Below are 16,478 nucleotides of genomic sequence, written 5' to 3' on the forward strand. Positions count from 1 at the left end.
GTCCCCCAAAATTGGGGGATGCGCGGGGGCTGAAAAGTTTTTTGATACTGAATTTTGCCCCCCTGGCCCCCCAAAATTGGGGGGAACAAGAGTCAATTTACTTCTAAAAGTCCCCCAAAATTGGGGGATGCGCGGGGGCTGAAAAGTTTTTTGATACTGAATTTTGCCCCCTGGCCCCCAAAATTGGGGGGAACAAGAGTCAATTTACTTCTAAAAGTCCCCCAAAATTGGGGGATGCGCGGGGGCTGAAAAGTTTTTTGATACTGAATTTTGCCCCCCTGGCCCCCCAAAATTGGGGGGAACAAGAGTCAATTTACTTCTAAAAGTCCCCCAAAATTGGGGGATGCGCGGGGGCTTAAATCCAGAGCTGCTAAAAGCTGTTAACGCAGTTCCTCTGCAAGAGGCTAGCTGTTTGCGGAGCATTCCGTCAGGAAATGCTAAAAGCTAATAGCTAGTTAAGAAATCAATATTTTCTTGAAAACTGCGAAGTTCTTGAGATAGTGCCTGCAATTCTTGTTGTTGTTGATAATTACTTAAATCAGCCATTCTTAGTTTATTTTGCATTTGTTGTAAAATGCCAGCGGACTCTTGAATCATAGTAGAAAGACTAATAACTTGTGCTTGTCTAGCATCTTGACCTTGATTTGCTAGTTGAATATTTCGCTGCAAACTTGTTGCTAATTTAGTTAATTGTTCTCTGGCAATACCTCTACTACTAGACATTTTTGCTTCAACTTCATTTAATTGTCTCTGGAGTTCCGAAGCGGATAATAAAGAATCATCTCCTTGTAAACGTTTTACCATTTTGTCAATTTTTATCGGAAGTTCGTAGGAGCGATCGCAAGCATATTGTACAAATCCTAATAGTTCCATTTCTGGTGTTCCAGTCAGAAGTTTTCCAGCTTCTTGGCGAAGATTATTTGCTTTTTCTGCTAATAAATTTGCCTGCTGTTTAACAGACTCTATTTCTTTGACTAAAGCTGGATTTTTTAGTTGTATTGATTCAGATTTTGGGGAATTTAATAATGTTGCTCCAGCCGTGGAAATTAGGGCTGCAGTTGGTAACATAATTATGCTAGGTAAACGGGCAAATCTGACTCCTACAATTAAAGTAATGCCACCAATTAAAATGGTAAGGGGATGATAAAGTGGGTTGACTAATTTCATAATTTAGTAAGCATTTAGCTATCAGTTATCAGCTTTCCTTCGTAAGCATTCAGCTACTAGCTGTCAGCTCTCAGCTTTTTAATGAATGAAGCAAGCATTCGTTTTACTTCTACTACATTTTCAACCAGAGATTCGTACTCTGAAGCTTTGATAAAATTCAGGTCGCGAGCAAGTAAAAGATGATACTCAAGCTCACAGGCTGAACCCATAGCAATTTGAAGAAAACGACATAGTTCAGCATCTCCACTCCTACCACATCCTTCTGCAATATTTGCAGGAATTGAAGCACAAGAGCGACGAGTTTGACTTGTCAACCCATACAATTCTGTGGTGGGAAATGTCGATGTAGCTTGATAGACTGCTAAGGTTAAAGTAGCAGTCAGCACTCAGCTATCAGCAATCAGCTTTTCACGGTGTATAATGGGGGATTCAAACCCCCATTAACACGCACCACTAATTTTTTCAAATACAGTGGGGGACTTAAACCCTCGAATTTCAAGCTGACAGCTAAATGCTGAAAGCTGATAGCTAGTTAAATGATGGGCTTTTACCCATACTTTTAATTCTTTGAAATCTTTCAATTGTTTTTTTCTCCTTTAACTAGCTATTAGCTTTTAGCATTTCCTGACGGAATGCTCCGCAAACAGCTATCAGCTTTTAGAACTAGGGGTTGAATCTTACTACTGAATGCTGACTTGCTGAGTGCTGATTGCTTTTTTAAAACTCTACTTGTAAATCTAACATTAATTTAGAAATAGTTTCTGGGTTGCCCTTGCGATAATAACCAGCATTTAATTCCGCAATTTTTTCCAAAACATCAGAATTAAACTCTCCTTCTTTACCATATCCAACTGTGAATAAAGCAATTCTTTGGTCGGAGTTAAAACCACTTTTTTGTAATTCATTTTTTAACTGATTTAACTTAATTTGAGAACCAGAATCTTCCCCATCAGTTAAAATTAATATGGCATTAATAGCCTGATTTCTAAGATTTTGCTGTAACCAGTTACGAGCATAAAGGGTAGCATCATATAACATTGTGCCACCTTCAGCCTTCAAATTACTAATAAATTGTAGACCGCGATCGCGTCCCTCTGGAGTTCCATCAACTACCACTGGAGGCCGAATTTCACTATCAAAATCAATCAGAGCAATTTGGTTATTAGGTCCTAGACTATTAATATAAGTCTGTAAAGTATTCTGAACAGCAGGTAATTTCGCCCCCTGCATCGAACCTGATGAGTCAACTAATACTACGACTAACGAAGGCTTTTTAGCATACACCTGCCAAGATTTTAACATTGCCTCTACTACCTCTGGTTTTGGTGGACGGTAGGAGTCATATTTAGCATCGGGGTCAACTCCAAAAGCCGCACTAATCTTCGCACCGAGGGGAATACCAGGTACAGCAGGGCGTAATCCTAAATCAGTGGCAATTTTTTGGACTTCTGGCGATCGCAAATATGCAATAATTTCTGTAGCAGCAGCTTTTTCTCCCTCACTTACCCATGGCGCATTAGCTACAATTGCTCTCATATTAGAAGTAAAAGTTGCTTGGGGATAAACTGCCCTGTATTTTGGTTGTCCTGGTTGCCGATGGGTATTAGCAGCAATTACCGAAGACTCATAAACTGAACCAATAGATGCCCAAAACGGCCCATTTTTGACCATTGATTTAGCTAGGGAACTGGTTGACTTACCGTAGCGAGTAATTTTACTTTGAATTTGTTGTACCTGATTTTGATAGCGGGTTACATCTGCCACTGTCATATTTTCTGGTCGCTTGTCAGATACTGATGCAAATTGAGATACAAGAGTTTGTAAACCAGAATTGGAGCGAGTGGGGGCGGTGTGAACGTAGTAAATAGGAGTTGGTGGTGCAGAAGAGTTGATGTCACGATGGGTTTTTGCTGTCACTAGAGGTTTAAATAAATCATCAACATTTTCTATAGCATTGGCAATGTCTTCTTGTGCCATAAAAACCATCGGACTATTTGTTAACATTGGTGCATCTGTAATTTCTGGAATATAGTTTTGCCCAGGAAATAATTGTTCCATTCGATACTTCAATTGAGCATGATATATCTCACCATCCACAGAAATAATTGTGGGAAATTCAGGTGCATCAGCAGATAATATTCCGGTTTGAAATTGTTCTGCAAAAGACATGACTGTGGTAACTACATCCCCACTACCTTTAGCATCACAACTTATATAATAAGAAGTACCATCATTCAGTTTTGGTTGTTTTTGATTAAAACCTTCTGCTGCTTGTTCGCAAAAGTCTCCTAAAGCACTTCCCATTAATAGTTTAATTTCCAGACCTTGATTGTTTTTTGTGGTATTGGTATTGTCTGGTGTTGCACAAGCAGTTAACAGCATTAAGAGATAAATGCTCAGATATTTAATTTTTTGATTCTTTTTAGTAATCATAATTGGTAAATTTACCTTATCAATACTAAGTGTTAAAAATAGGTTTAAATAGCATCAAAAGCTATTGACTTAGGCAATAGTTCCATCAAAAAAAGCTGTCTATACCAAATATTTACAGCAAATTTAATCAGGCGTGAGGTACATCCTTCCTACCAACATCTTAGCGTTAATATTTGTATCTTATGTATCTTAATATATGACCGAATCTACTGTAAGCTATACAAAATGCCTAAGAGCAGCAATAATTACAAAAATAAAAAGACTTTATCAATGGATAATGGATAATTGATAAGTAAGCATTTCCTGCGGAATGCTGCGCAAACAGCGGTCAGCTATTAGCTATCAGCTTTAGATGATAGTTTGTGGAGTATTACCCTATTACCCGCAGCAAAAAAAACAGAAGCAGATATGGCACAATACAATAGCTTACTTGAGGCTAATTCTAGTAGAAAATTAACAGAACATGAACAATTAGAGTTAAGCAAAATGTGGCGGGAATCAGACTTATTTATGTTGAAAAAAGCACAGGCAGCAGCGTTACTTAACTGGCGGGGATATAATATCAAATCCGTCTAATTGCACATAGATCCAATAACGTCATAATCAGTATTTTAAGCTATTAGACATCTCCAATAATAAAAAATCAAATCAATTATTGCAAATAAATTATCAATTCTTTATCCCTACTCCCTACTCCCTACTCCCTACTCCCTCTTTTCTGGAGATGTCTATTGTAAGTTTAAGAAGATTTAGAATTCAGGCAACGAGTCAGTTCAACAAGCTGTTGATAAACTGATTCATGGGTATATTCATCATCGGGGTGAGCTGGCTCTCCCGGACGCTGAAAATAAGGTCGCTCATTATTTATTTTTCCCCAGAGCATATCGACCTGACGTACTAGCTCATGAAGAATTGGGGGATTCTCCAAAATGGACTTCAATAATCCCAATAAAGCTTGCAATGGCGAATCTAGATGTTTACTAATTCGGGCTGTATCTTCATCAACCCACCTATATAAAACTGCTTCTAAAACTCCTGAGACATCCCGCAAATTTTGGCTAATCAAAGTATTGATTTCAGCCTTGACCTGCACCAACTTCGGAACTGGAGATTCCCCTTTCATAAAACCACCACCTTCTTGACCAATAACATCAGCCAAGGTAAATTCCCGGCCTCTCAACAGTTCGCGTCGTATATCTTCCTCTTCTAGTTGATTCTGAGGTTTTTCTTTTGGGTGAGATTGTTCGGAGTTGGAGGAGTCTGAAGTCATTACTTAATTAAGACTAAATTCTAATTCAGGGATTTTTCTTAAATTTTAATGGGCGATCGGTAGTAACGGAACCAACTTGTAAGCTTTCTTATTAATATTTAAAATAAATAAACAAACAATATTTATCTTTTCCCTTATGGTTTTGCCAATGAGAGGAAATGATTAATTAATTGAATTATCGCTTACAAGTCTGCTTTGCTTCCCAAGCGACATCATCAGGATCAGCTTCAACCAAGATACGATGATAGCGGAGTTTCTCACAAAGCCTACCCACTAACCCCTGAAACGAAATTTCCCACACCCGCACCCCGCCCTCTTGACTGCCAGAGACAATCTGTGTGCCATCATGGTTAAATTCTACTGACATGACCATACCTTGATGCTGTAAAGCCTCGCCAATTTGCTTACCTGTGTTGGCATCCCACACCCGCACTGTGTTGTCACGACTGCCAGAGACAATCTTTGTGCCATCATGGTTAAATGCCACTGAATTGACCGAATCCTGATGCAGTAGAGCCTCGCCAATTTGCTCGCCTGTGTTGGCATCCCACACCCGCACTTTGTTGTCACGACTGCCAGAGACAATCTTTGTGCCATCATGGTTAAATGCCACTGAATAGACCCAATCCTGATGCTGTAAAGCCTCGCCAATTTGCTTACCTGTGTTGGCATCCCACACTCGCACCGTGCCGTCGTGACTGCCAGAAACAATCTTTGTGCCATCATGGTTAAATGCCACTGACTCGACCCCACCCTGATGCTGTAAAGCCTCGCCAATTTGCTCACCTTTGTTGGCATCCCACACCCGCACCGTGCCGTCGTAACTGCCAGAGACAATCTTTGTGCCATCATGGTTAAATGCCACTGAATTGAACCTAACCGGATACTGTAAAGCCTCGCCAATTTGCTTACCTTTGTTGGCATCCCACACCCGCACCGTGCCGTCGTAACTGCCAGAAACAATCTTTGTGCCATCATGGTTGAATGCCACTGAATTGAATCTAACCGGATACTGTAAAGCCTCGCCAATTTGCTTACCTTTGTTGGCATCCCACACCGACACCTTGCCGTCTGGACTGGCCGAGACAATCTTTGTGCCATCATGGTTAAATGCCACTGAATTGACCCCAAGCTGTACCTCGCCAATTTGCTTACCTTTGTTGGCATCCCACACCCGCACCGTGCGGTCGTGACTGCCAGAGACAATCTTTGTGCCATCATGGTTGAATGCCACTGAATTGACCGAATCCTGATGCTGTAAAGCCTCGCCAATTTGCTTACCTGTGTTGGCATCCCACACCCGCACCGTGCGGTCGTGACTGCCAGAGACAATCTTTGTGCCATCATGGTTAAATGCTACTGACTTGACCCCACCCTGATGCTGTAAAGCCTCGCCAATTTGCTTACCTGTGTTGGCATCCCACACTCGCACTGTGTTGTCGTGACTGCCAGAGACAATCTTTGTGCTATCATGGTTAAATGCCACTGACTCGACCCCAAACTGATGCTGTACCTCGCCAATTTGCTCACCTGTGTTGGCATCCCACACCCGCACCGTGCGGTCGTGACTGCCAGAGACAATCTTTGTGCCATCATGGTTAAATCCCACTGACTCGACCCAATCCTGATGCTGTAAAGCCTCGCCAATTTGCTCACCTGTGTTGGCATCCCACACTCGCACTGTGTTGTCACGACTGCCAGAGACAATCTTTGTGCCATCATGGTTAAATGCTACTGAATAGACCATACCTTGATGCTGTAAAGCCTCGCCAATTTGCTTACCTGTGTTGGCATCCCACACCCGCACCGTGCCGTCGTAACTGCCAGAGACAATCTTTGTGCCATCATGGTTAAATCCCACTGACCAGACCATACCTTGATGCTGTAAAGCCTCGCCAATTTGCTTACCTGTGTTGGCATCCCACACTCGCACCGTGCCGTCGTGACTGCCAGAAACAATCTTTGTGCCATCATGGTTAAATGCCACTGAATAGACCAGATACTGATGCCCCTGCAATCTATTTCGCTCCCGGAGTGCCCGAAAAGAATCTAAGATTGCCCCATGAGCACCAGGAGAAGCCCCACGATTAGGAAACTGAACTAGGGGAGATTGAGTTAGGCCAGCAGCAGCCAGGGCATGAACTGCCGCTTCAACGGGATCGGTAGGAAGAGTCGCTTTCGCTGTTGCGACTAGTTGTTCCACTCGCTGACGTTCTGCCTTTTGCAGTTGCTGGAAAGCGAACCCAGCAAAAGTAATTGCACCTATAGAAATAATGCTCAAGCCAAAAATAGCCCGCTTCTGAAATTTGAGAGCCTGCTTCTGAAAGAGTTGCTGCTGTCGCTCTTTCTCTTGGCGATTTTCCTCCGCTTGGCTAGATGCCTGAAAAAATTCCACCTGCAAAGGAGTCATATCTTTACTAAGTCGCTGATGATATTCCTGAAGCAACTCCAAATCAGGGGGTCGCCACAAATTCCCTTCTGGACGGTTATTTTCATTCCAATAATTTGCTGCCTCGTCTAAGCGCCTTTGAAAGCGAATATCTTCCCGACTGCCATCTAGCCATTCCTGAAATTTTCCCCAATGCTCAAACAAGGCTTCATGGGTAACTTCAGCGGTTTCGCTGCTGCCTGTTGCGGAGAGGGTAATTAGTCGCACTCCGGGCGCAGAAAATAAATTAACTACTCGTTTTAACTCTTCTGGCTGATTTTGATGAGACTCTAAACTATCTAGCAAAGCCCGACGCCGGGTGTCTTTCGTTCCCTCTCCCAGTTGTACTAATCCCAAAAATACTCGTCGGGCAATTTCCTGTTCCTCTGGTTTGAGGTTGTCATAAATGCGTTGAGCTTCTCCGGCCAAAGCTCCCCCCACACCACCAATGTCTTGGAGAGTCTGGGTTGGTTGTTTCCCCTCTAATAATCCTTCCCAAATCCGAGTTAGGGCAAACTGTAACAGTGGTAAGGCCCCTTCTCGCCCTTCGGTATCTTTAATTAATAAATTAATCGTGGCCTCATCCAAAGGATGTCCCGCCAACTCTGCGGGTTTAGCGATCGCCTGCTGTAATTCGGCTTCGTTCATGGCAGGTACTAAATAACCTTGCTGAGTAAACAGACGATTTAGTTGGGAATGTTTCTGAGTTTCCTCTAAAAAGTCACTGCGGAATGTGACAATCACTGTAACTCGTTTCGATTTATCTTGGGCAGCACAAAGCAAATTACCGACAAAAGCATCTCTTTGAGTTTGATTTTCACAAAGGGTATAAACTTCTTCAAACTGATCTACCAGGACAATTAATGGAGAGGTGGCGATGTGGGGAAATACATTAGCAATACGTCGCAACCCATCATATTCCCCACTTTCATTACTGTGCTTCAGCTCTCCTTCAAACTCCCGACTTTTGACAACCGGAGCCAAATCATTAGTGACAATTCTAGCCAATACTGTTGCTAATGCTTCTAAAGGATTAGTCCCTGGCACTAAAATCGCTACTCTAGCTGTATCGTACCCAGGTATTGGCCTTCGTGCCAGTTCTGGAATTAGCCCCGCCCTGGCCAAGGAGGATTTTCCCGAACCAGAAGGCCCATAAATTGGTAATAAACGAATTGCATCAGCAGATTCATATAAAGAGCGCAGTTTCTCCCACAAATCAGCAATCTGTGTTTCTCGGCCAAAAAAGCGATCGCCATCGGTTTCCTGAAATGCCAATAATCCTTTGTAGGGATTTTCACCAATAGCAGCTCCAGCCTTTTTCTGAGCTGACTCCTCTGCCTGGCCAGAAGTGGCTCCAAATATAGCTTGGCCACCACTAACATAGACCACCATGCCACCCAACACCTGACCGATGGACTGGTTGCGATCGCCATGAATGTCTTGTTGAGTTTGCAGTTCAGGGTTTGGCAAATTGGGAACTTGAGACTCTTGGGAGGATGACATAAGTTTTCAGATTTGTTTTTATTAGTAAAATAAACAGGACTTAGAGACTTTTTGTAACCGTACTATTTGATAAACTAGCTCTTAGATTTAGAAAATTAGATAATTTTTCGTTCAATTATCGGGGTCAAATGTTCAGGAATACCTGCCATCTGAATCGCAGTACATCCCAGTTTATAAGCAAATTCAATGGACTCTCCAGAGGCGATCGCTTCGTAAAACCCAATGGCAAATTCAATAGCAGCTTTATCCCCGACTGCCTTATTCATCCCAATCACATAAGGTATATGTTTAGCGATCGCTTTAGCCTGAACTTCTGAGTAACAAGCATTGAGGACAACACATTCTATTTGTGGACCAAACAATTCAAATAAGTTAAATAATGCCTCGGTACTCACAAGCTGCACCTCACCTGCATCATCTTCTAATACTAACCCGTCTGCACCGCTACCATGTCCAGAAAAATGCACAATCTGGGGTTTGCAATCAAGTAATGCTTGGTAAACATCTCTAGGACGAACAGCCCATTGTTGTTGTATAGTAAAAGCATCTTGGCGATGAGTGCGCTTCAGTCTCGATTGAATTTCCCGCACTTCTTCACTCAATCGTAGCTGAGATGTCCCAACAGGATTAGCTGCTAAAATCAGAATTGTTTTAACATTTTTTTGAGTGTTCGTTGCTGGTATTGTGGGTGGGGGTGTTTCCGCAACTTCACCTTGATTAAACTGCGAACCAAAAGTAATACTTCCCTGAAAATCCTTAAAAACCTGTCCCCCGGAAACTGCAGATACTTCTCCTCTAGAAACCGTACCAATAGTCTGATTGTGATTACCTGCCACATTTTGAGTAACTCTGCTGCCAGAGTTGCCATTTGAAGAGCCTTCTTTGAGAATTTGGGCGATCGCTTCTGCTAAACTTGGGTTTTCTTGGAGTAAAGTCTCTAACTCTTCCTGAAACACGTCTTTACGAGCTTTACTTTCCGGCTTTGCTTCCAACTGTTGGGCTGCTATTTTAGCATCTTCTTTTGCTTCTACTTGAGGTTGCAACTTCTCCCAAATTTTTTGAGCCTTATTCCAAGTATCCTCACCAATTTTATTCGCAGCACTCTCGGCTGATTTCTCACCAAGTTTCAGCAAAAAAGGGAGACAAGGGCTAAGTAAACCCATCAGTCCTACAATGTCCATCTCGTTGACCTCTTTATAGTTTCTTTGTAGTTATAGTTACAGATATTCCAATATCTTTCATTCTATCTGTTGTGTTTTCAGGAAAGTAATTGTTTGTGACAATTATTTATACCAATTTCCTAAAGTCAGACTACACATACAGCGCTTCTCGTTGTTATGAGGTATACCCTGAAACGGGCAAGATGCCAGCACTAAAATATTTTCACCATTTAATCTGTACATCATTTGCCTGAAATATGCTGTAAATTGACATTTTGGCTTTCAAGGTTGATAGATACTTTTAAAAGTGTTGTTTAAGTTTATGAAATTGGTATTACATTTTGTCTGAATCTTAGCCATACCTCAGTTTCCTAACTAAATAAAAATACTTTATAATTTAATATATTGGTTTGTCTTTCAGTCACCTGAATGCTTATAGCAATTCCCAAAAAGCATGAGGTAAAAAATTCTAGTTTTGAGGGAACAGGGAACATGGAATAATAATAAAGATAACTGTACTTCACGAGCTTGAGAAACGCTATAGATACTAATCTAGATTGGCGATAACAGTAGAAATTTCTGTAAAGAGTTTTTAATTATGAAACTTCCCAATGGAATTAAAGCTAACTTAGGTGATAAAATTGAAAATTATTGTCTTAATTTTAATCATCAAAAAGGGAAAAATAAAGCCACTCTTTTTCAACAAAAGCTAGGAATAACATTAGAAAATGTAGGAATTTTGAAAAGTGCCATTAAAAAAGCTGTTCAACAATGAATAATGAATAATGAATAATGAATAATGAATAATTACCTCTCCTTGAAAAGAAGAGGATTGACAAAGAGATGAAAATTTTTCTTTATTATCCCCTTAAAAGGGGAGGCGCATACCCACAATTTTTCGGTAAGCATTTCCTGCGGAATGCTGCGCAAACAGCCGTCAGCTATAAGCCAGCCTCCTATCGGATGAACTGCGTTAACAGCTATTGTTTTTTTAGTTCTAGATAAAAGCTTTACTAATTGAGTAAGTATTAAATTTTACTATAAAAACTGCCTGAAATAGTCTGTATATTAAAATCCCTTTATCAGAGCTGAGAGCTGACAGCTAATAGCTGAATGCTTACAAAAGCTGTTATCAATGAATCAGTTATTATTCGTAAAGTCAATGAATATAGTACACACTATAATATGAAGTTCTTTCTCAAGACTGATATAGGAGAATCTCTGATTTTAGTTGCCTGGATAATTCGTACAGGAGAAGATTTTCCGAGATTAACAAATTGTTATCCTGTTAGTAAGTGAGATATGATTATGACCCAATTACAAGAATTAGATATAGTTGCATTAACTGAAGATAGACAAACAACTCATTTTGAAACAGGAGAACCTATTACTTTATATAAAGGACAAGTAGGAACAATTGTTATGGAATACGATAACAATGTTTTTGAAGTAGATTTTTCTGATAATGATGGAAGAACTTATGCAATGGAAACTCTTCCAGGCGATCGACTAATACAATTACATTATGAATTAGTAGAAGTTGTTGCTTAATGCTTTAAAAAACAATATCCAAAATGTCTATTAATAAGTAGAAAAATCAGTTTGAGTAGAATTAAAGTTAAAATAAAGCCAACTAACATAGCAAATTATATCCCATATAACTGGAAGCTTTTTTTACTGCTTTTATATAAATGCAATCTAAAATTCAAACCTTACCTAAAGAAGTTGTCAATTTAATTGCCGCTGGAGAAGTGATTGATTCTTTAGCAGCAGTAGTACGAGAATTAGTAGAAAATTCTCTGGATGCTGGTGCAACTCGCATCATAATTTCGATTATTTCTGAACAGTGGCGAGTGCAAATTTCTGACAATGGTACGGGTATGAATTTAGCTAATTTAAAACAAGCAGCTAATCCTCATAGTACGAGTAAAATTACTAATTTTCAAGACCTAACAAAAATTACCAGTTTGGGATTTCGTGGAGAAGCACTTCATAGTTTAGCTAATCTCTCAAATTTAGAAATATTAAGTCGCCCTAAATCGCCTCTTTTAGAGAATGAAAATGAAGGTTGGCGAGTTGTTTATAACGAGCAAGGAAAGGCTGTTGAAGTTGAAAGAGTTGCTGTTGCTCCTGGTACTATTGTTAAAGTTTCTAATCTGTTTGGAAAATGGCCTGTACGTCGTCAAGGAATGCCTTCTTTGGCACAACAAATGCGAGGTATACAATTAGTTATTCAGCAAATAGCACTTTGTTATCCTGATGTTACTTGGCAAGTTTGGCAGGGTAGTAAATTATGGATACAAATTAGTCCTGGTGCTACGGCAAAACAAATTTTACCTCAAATTTTATCGACGGTAAGATTGAGCGATTTACAGTATATTCAACAAGAAATTGATGAGCAAGAAGCAGAAGAATTAAATCTCAAAACATCAAATTTTTCCCAATATCAAGATTCTCAATTTTTGGATAGACAATCATTAGAATTAGTTTTGGGTTTGCCAGATAGATGTCATCGGAGACGACCTGATTGGGTAAAAGTTGCTATTAATGGAAGAGTGGTAAAAGTACCAGAATTAGAACAAAAAATTATTAGTTCTTTGGCACGGACTTGCCCTCGCGATCGCTATCCTATCTGTTTTATTCATTTCCAAATTTTTCCTCATCAAATAAATTGGAATCGTCATCCGGCAAAAACAGAAGTTTATCTTCATAACCTCAGTTTTTGGCAACAACAAATCGAGCTAGCAATTGCTAAGGCATTACAATTTAGTATGGAAGTAATGCCGGAATTTCCTTTATCAGAAAGGGTAGAAAAAATCTTAAAAGTATCTGAAAATACAGGGAATTATCAAACTCGTCGGTCGATACAAGTTTCTCCAGATAATACAGCAGAAAAAAGTCAAGAATTTGGATTGATAGAACTTAAGGCGATCGCTCAATTACACAATACTTATATAGTGGCTGAACATCCGACTGGCATTTGGTTAATCGAGCAACATATTGCCCATGAAAGAGTTTTATATGAACAATTATGTGATGCTTGGGAAATAATTTCTTTAGAGCCACCAATTATTTTGCATAATTTATCTTCTGGTCAAATAGAACAACTTCAACGCTTAAATATAGAAGTAGAAATTTTGGAGATTTCCTTTGGGCAGCTCGTACTGCTCCGGCAATTTTAGCAAAAAGAAATGACTGTGCTGAAGCTTTAATTGAACTGAGTAATGGTGGCGATTTAGAATCTGCTAAAGTAGCTACTTCTTGTCGTAGTGCTATTAGAAATGGAACTCCTTTAAGTCTGTCAGAAATGCAAAGTTTATTAAATCAATGGCAACTTACTCGTAACCCTCGTACTTGTCCTCATGGCAGACCAATTTATTTATCTTTAGAAGAATCAGCTTTAGCTCGTTTCTTTAGACGACATTGGGTAATTGGAAAAAGTCATGGAATTTGAAAGTAGTTTCCTGATGCTCTTCTAAAAAATCAAAATCTGTTACTAAATTATTAACGTCTTCGACAATTTGATCAAAATATATAATTCTGAAACCATCTTGATTAGTTTGAGCGCTATAATCTAAACCATACATAGAGTCGTGACTAGCATCTATATAAAATTTTGACATACTCCCCGGCCTAAAAGCACGGGGATTCTCACGAAAAGTGATTCTTTGCTCACCGACACAGCTTACTAAATCAAGTTGCCCATCATTAGCAGAGGCCGTTGTCTCCCAAAGCATTCCCTATTACTAGGAGGTTCCCGTATGCCCTACGGTACCTTGATTCCACTCAACACCTACTATTTCTAATCCACGACTCAAGATGTTTCGTGCTGCATTTGTGTCACGGCATATTTCAGCATTACAACTGGGGCAAACATGAGTACGAGTTGACAAAGTTTTCTTGACTCTATGCCCACAATTAGAACAATCTTGAGAAGTGAATTTGGGATTTACGGAGACAACTGCTTTGTCCCAAATTTTTCCATAATATTCCAGCCATTGAGTGAATTGATACCACGATGCGTCAGATATTGACTTTGCCAAATGATGGTTTTTGACCATGTTTTGTATCTTCAGGTCCTCATAGACGACAACATCGTTAGATGCCACTACGCACCGGGCTTGTTTAATGCTCCAGTCTTTACGCTGCCTACTCACCTTCAAGTGACATAACCCTAGTCTCTTTCTGGCCTTGTGATAATTGTTTGATTGAGGTTTTTTGCCTTTCACAAACTTCTTGCTTAATTGTCGTTGCCGACGCTTTAATTTCTTCTCTGATTTTCTCAAATATTGAGGATAAACAACAGCATTATTGTTTTGGTCTTTGTAGAAATATTTCAATCCTAAATCAATGCCTATAACATTGCCAGTATAATTTCCTGGTTCCTTTCTATTAGCATCTAAACAAAATTGACAATAATAACCGTCTGCACGTCTAACTATTCTCACCCGATTAATTTTTGACCTAAATAAATCTTCTCTTGTTTCTTTATTACAATACAGAGAAAACTTACCAGATTTAAACTTATCAGTAAAAGTTATAAACATACAATCATCTGATAATTTCCAACCAGATTGTTTATATTCTACAGACCGACAATGCTTTTTGAATTTAGGATATCCTCTCTTGGTGCGCGTTCCCTTGCGACTTTCGTCGTCGCGGGGTCGCACCGCTTTCTTTGGCTCCTTGTTTACAGCGACGATAAAAGTTACTAATCGAAGTCCAAGCTACTTCTACTGAGGCTTGTCTAGCTGATGAATTTAATTTGTTTGCAAAAGCAAACTCACTAGCTAATTCTTTACTCAGTTTGTATAAACGCGACTTATCTACTCCTTGGTTGTCTATCCAGTATCTGACAGCTTTATTTCTAATAAACTGTGCTGTTCTGATAGCTTCATCCAAGGATTTATATTGATTTGATGTCCCGTTTAATAACTTGGCCTCTCTTACTAACATTGCAATATTTTTGTTTCTATTCCATTATTTTATCATATATTTTTCCAGATAAAATAATTATTTGAAAAAAATATTGATGCAGAAAATCGCCCTAGAAAGGCGAGGCTTTAGGCCCATTTTTCGGTAAAATTTCTTGAGCAGGAAAATTCTCTAACCTAGGCATTTCTGAAAAGTTAAGTTGGGCTAATAACTTTAAATATTCACCATTTTTATTAGTGGGATAATCAATTGTTCGAGGTAAATAGGGAAGTCCTCCAAATTTACTTTGCCACCATTGGGTTGAACTAGGTTTAATATCAATTTTTAAATAAGGTTTAATGGTATTAGCGATCGCTTCATGGTAAGGTTTTAATTCTTCAGGTAAATTGATATCAAGTGACGATTTCATAATTAGGTCGTCCTATAGATGATGTAGTGATAAAATTATAACCTACATTTCCAAGTCAAAAATAATTTTAATTATAATTAGGTCTAATATGAATTATTCATATCAACAGTTATTTTATTCAGAAATTAATCAATCTGATCAACAAATAGATTTAGCTAAAGCTGCTCTTTATTTGGCTTTAGAATATGAACCAGAATTTGACCCTGATGAATATCTGAATGTTCTGGATACCATGGCAGATGAAGTTCGAGAAAAACTACCAGAAAAACTCTACCCCTTACAAATTATTAAAACTATTAATAACTATCTCTATGATGATTTAGGTTTTTCTGGAAATACAATTGACTATTACGATCCACAGAATAGTTTTCTGAATCAAGTAATAGAAAGACGTACTGGTATTCCAATTACTTTATCCCTAGTTTATCTAGAAATTGCTAATAGAATTAATTTTCCGATGGTTGGTATTGGAATGCCAGGGCATTTTTTAATTAGACCTGATTTTGAAGAAGCTGGCATATATGTAGATGCTTTTAATAGAGGTGAAATTCTTTTTCCTCAAGATTGTCAAGAAAGATTGGCCAGTATTTATGGTCGAGGGGTAGAGCTACAACCTCAGTTTTTGGCAAAGGTAAGTAAAAAACAATTTTTAGCACGAATGTTGACAAATCTTAAAGGAATTTATTTGAACCGAAATGAAGGGTTAAAAGCTATTGCAGCTATCGACCGGATTTTATTATTATTTCCAGAGGCAATTGTAGAAAAGCGAGACCGAGGCGTATTATATTATCAGTTAAATTTTGGGCAGAAGCTCGTCAAGATTTAGAGAGTTATCTAGTAAATCTTCCTCAAGCAGAGGATGCAGAGATAATTAGACAATTACTGGCTAGGATGAGTCAAGATTTATAACTGAATATGGGTAAGAATTCAGCTATTAGCAGTCAGCTATTAGCTTTTTAAAATGAACCAAGTATTTGCTTAACTTTTACTATATTTTTGAACAAAGAATTGAAGCACAAGAACAACGAACTTAAATTGTCCACTAAAGGTAATAAAGCTGACCGCTGACCACTGACCGCTAAATGCTTACGAATATGACAGATTTGGGGAACCCAATATCTCATATTTCAGACCTTATATACAAGAGTGAAAATACATTGAATAAATGTAGTT

At 39.1% G+C, this 16,478-nt stretch carries 15 protein-coding genes and 2 pseudogenes; 6 read left to right on the forward strand and 11 right to left on the reverse strand.

The genetic code is table 11. The features are described 5' to 3' along the window. Positions 1-444: 444 nt before the first annotated feature. The 4 genes from SAGCYANO_RS06235 to SAGCYANO_RS06250 form a co-directional block, all read right to left on the reverse strand. On the reverse strand, positions 445-1,167 hold the full coding sequence (locus tag SAGCYANO_RS06235; RefSeq protein WP_202219280.1) for a hypothetical protein: 723 nt from the start codon (positions 1,165-1,167) through the stop codon (positions 445-447). Between the two features lie 56 nt (positions 1,168-1,223). Beyond that, a complete protein-coding gene (locus SAGCYANO_RS06240) occupies positions 1,224-1,553 on the reverse strand; it encodes a four helix bundle protein (RefSeq protein WP_202219281.1) in 330 nt (109 codons plus the stop codon). A gap of 54 nt (positions 1,554-1,607) precedes the next feature. Then, entirely contained in the window at positions 1,608-1,748 is a 141-nt protein-coding gene (locus tag SAGCYANO_RS06245) for a hypothetical protein (RefSeq protein WP_202219282.1), read from the reverse strand. 136 nt (positions 1,749-1,884) lie between these two features. Then, positions 1,885-3,600: an extracellular solute-binding protein gene (locus tag SAGCYANO_RS06250; protein ID WP_202219283.1), complete on the reverse strand. Its 1,716-nt coding sequence runs from the start codon at positions 3,598-3,600 to the stop codon at positions 1,885-1,887. Between the two features lie 360 nt (positions 3,601-3,960). Here SAGCYANO_RS06250 and SAGCYANO_RS06255 point away from each other — a divergent pair, with 360 nt between their 5' ends. After that, a complete protein-coding gene (locus SAGCYANO_RS06255; protein ID WP_202219284.1) occupies positions 3,961-4,176 on the forward strand; it encodes a hypothetical protein in 216 nt (71 codons plus the stop codon). Positions 4,177-4,339: 163 nt separating this feature from the next. On the opposite strand, the gene SAGCYANO_RS06260 is transcribed toward SAGCYANO_RS06255, so the two are convergent. The 3 genes from SAGCYANO_RS06260 to SAGCYANO_RS44210 all read right to left on the reverse strand — a co-directional run bounded on the left by SAGCYANO_RS06260 (position 4,340) and on the right by SAGCYANO_RS44210 (position 9,982). Next, the gene (locus SAGCYANO_RS06260) at positions 4,340-4,870 is read right to left on the reverse strand and encodes a hypothetical protein (RefSeq protein WP_202219285.1); all 531 of its coding nucleotides are present in this window, start codon (positions 4,868-4,870) and stop codon (positions 4,340-4,342) included. Between the two features lie 175 nt (positions 4,871-5,045). Next, positions 5,046-8,801: a PQQ-binding-like beta-propeller repeat protein gene (locus tag SAGCYANO_RS06265; RefSeq protein ID WP_202219286.1), complete on the reverse strand. Its 3,756-nt coding sequence runs from the start codon at positions 8,799-8,801 to the stop codon at positions 5,046-5,048. A 95-nt stretch (positions 8,802-8,896) separates the two neighbouring features. Beyond that, complete coding sequence (locus SAGCYANO_RS44210; protein ID WP_237395851.1) at positions 8,897-9,982, reverse strand: CHAT domain-containing protein; 1,086 nt, start codon at positions 9,980-9,982, stop codon at positions 8,897-8,899. A 577-nt stretch (positions 9,983-10,559) separates the two neighbouring features. On the opposite strand from SAGCYANO_RS44210, the gene SAGCYANO_RS06275 reads away from it, so the two are divergent. The 4 genes and pseudogenes from SAGCYANO_RS06275 to mutL all read left to right on the forward strand — a co-directional run bounded on the left by SAGCYANO_RS06275 (position 10,560) and on the right by mutL (position 13,415). Further along, a complete protein-coding gene (locus SAGCYANO_RS06275; RefSeq protein WP_202219287.1) occupies positions 10,560-10,736 on the forward strand; it encodes a DUF6883 domain-containing protein in 177 nt (58 codons plus the stop codon). A gap of 338 nt (positions 10,737-11,074) precedes the next feature. Then, positions 11,075-11,260 carry a hypothetical protein gene (locus tag SAGCYANO_RS06280; RefSeq protein WP_202219288.1) on the forward strand — a complete coding sequence of 62 codons (186 nt, stop codon included), beginning with the start codon at positions 11,075-11,077 and terminating at the stop codon, positions 11,258-11,260. A gap of 9 nt (positions 11,261-11,269) precedes the next feature. Next, a complete protein-coding gene (locus SAGCYANO_RS06285; RefSeq protein WP_202219289.1) occupies positions 11,270-11,512 on the forward strand; it encodes a DUF4926 domain-containing protein in 243 nt (80 codons plus the stop codon). 140 nt (positions 11,513-11,652) lie between these two features. Further along, a pseudogene (mutL, locus tag SAGCYANO_RS06290) lies at positions 11,653-13,415 on the forward strand (DNA mismatch repair endonuclease MutL). Here the strand turns inward: mutL and SAGCYANO_RS50025 are convergent. From SAGCYANO_RS50025 to SAGCYANO_RS06305, 4 genes are all read right to left on the reverse strand, one after another. Next, the gene (locus tag SAGCYANO_RS50025; protein WP_202219290.1) at positions 13,375-13,698 is read right to left on the reverse strand and encodes a DUF1963 domain-containing protein; all 324 of its coding nucleotides are present in this window, start codon (positions 13,696-13,698) and stop codon (positions 13,375-13,377) included. The pseudogene mutL and the gene SAGCYANO_RS50025 overlap by 41 nt on opposite strands. A gap of 9 nt (positions 13,699-13,707) precedes the next feature. Continuing rightward, complete coding sequence (locus tag SAGCYANO_RS06300) at positions 13,708-14,631, reverse strand: RNA-guided endonuclease InsQ/TnpB family protein (protein ID WP_375339883.1); 924 nt, start codon at positions 14,629-14,631, stop codon at positions 13,708-13,710. Further along, positions 14,573-14,917: a hypothetical protein gene (locus SAGCYANO_RS50030; RefSeq protein WP_375339884.1), complete on the reverse strand. Its 345-nt coding sequence runs from the start codon at positions 14,915-14,917 to the stop codon at positions 14,573-14,575. Before SAGCYANO_RS50030 ends, SAGCYANO_RS06300 begins: the two co-directional genes overlap by 59 nt. 91 nt (positions 14,918-15,008) lie before the next feature. Beyond that, complete coding sequence (locus tag SAGCYANO_RS06305) at positions 15,009-15,305, reverse strand: DUF1963 domain-containing protein (protein WP_202219291.1); 297 nt, start codon at positions 15,303-15,305, stop codon at positions 15,009-15,011. Positions 15,306-15,393: 88 nt separating this feature from the next. On the opposite strand from SAGCYANO_RS06305, the pseudogene SAGCYANO_RS06310 reads away from it, so the two are divergent. Further along, positions 15,394-16,214: pseudogene (locus SAGCYANO_RS06310) on the forward strand (SirB1 family protein). Positions 16,215-16,478: the final 264 nt, after the last annotated feature.

Source organism: Okeania sp. KiyG1 (genome assembly GCF_014132355.1).
Taxonomy (GTDB): Bacteria; Cyanobacteriota; Cyanobacteriia; order Cyanobacteriales; family Microcoleaceae; genus Okeania.

What these genes read in the sequence shown, in the direction of transcription:
- SAGCYANO_RS06235 (WP_202219280.1), bottom strand. Translation starts at nt 1,167, where the DNA reads ATGAAATTAGTCAACCCACTTTATCATCCCCTTACCATTTTAATTGGT.
- SAGCYANO_RS06250 (WP_202219283.1), bottom strand. Translation starts at nt 3,600, where the DNA reads ATGATTACTAAAAAGAATCAAAAAATTAAATATCTGAGCATTTATCTC.
- SAGCYANO_RS06260 (WP_202219285.1), bottom strand. Translation starts at nt 4,870, where the DNA reads ATGACTTCAGACTCCTCCAACTCCGAACAATCTCACCCAAAAGAAAAA.
- SAGCYANO_RS06265 (WP_202219286.1), bottom strand. Translation starts at nt 8,801, where the DNA reads ATGTCATCCTCCCAAGAGTCTCAAGTTCCCAATTTGCCAAACCCTGAA.
- SAGCYANO_RS44210 (WP_237395851.1), bottom strand. Translation starts at nt 9,982, where the DNA reads ATGGACATTGTAGGACTGATGGGTTTACTTAGCCCTTGTCTCCCTTTT.
- SAGCYANO_RS06275 (WP_202219287.1), top strand. Translation starts at nt 10,560, where the DNA reads ATGAAACTTCCCAATGGAATTAAAGCTAACTTAGGTGATAAAATTGAA.
- SAGCYANO_RS06280 (WP_202219288.1), top strand. Translation starts at nt 11,075, where the DNA reads ATGCTTACAAAAGCTGTTATCAATGAATCAGTTATTATTCGTAAAGTC.
- SAGCYANO_RS06285 (WP_202219289.1), top strand. Translation starts at nt 11,270, where the DNA reads ATGACCCAATTACAAGAATTAGATATAGTTGCATTAACTGAAGATAGA.
- SAGCYANO_RS50025 (WP_202219290.1), bottom strand. Translation starts at nt 13,698, where the DNA reads ATGCTTTGGGAGACAACGGCCTCTGCTAATGATGGGCAACTTGATTTA.
- SAGCYANO_RS50030 (WP_375339884.1), bottom strand. Translation starts at nt 14,917, where the DNA reads ATGTTAGTAAGAGAGGCCAAGTTATTAAACGGGACATCAAATCAATAT.
- SAGCYANO_RS06305 (WP_202219291.1), bottom strand. Translation starts at nt 15,305, where the DNA reads ATGAAATCGTCACTTGATATCAATTTACCTGAAGAATTAAAACCTTAC.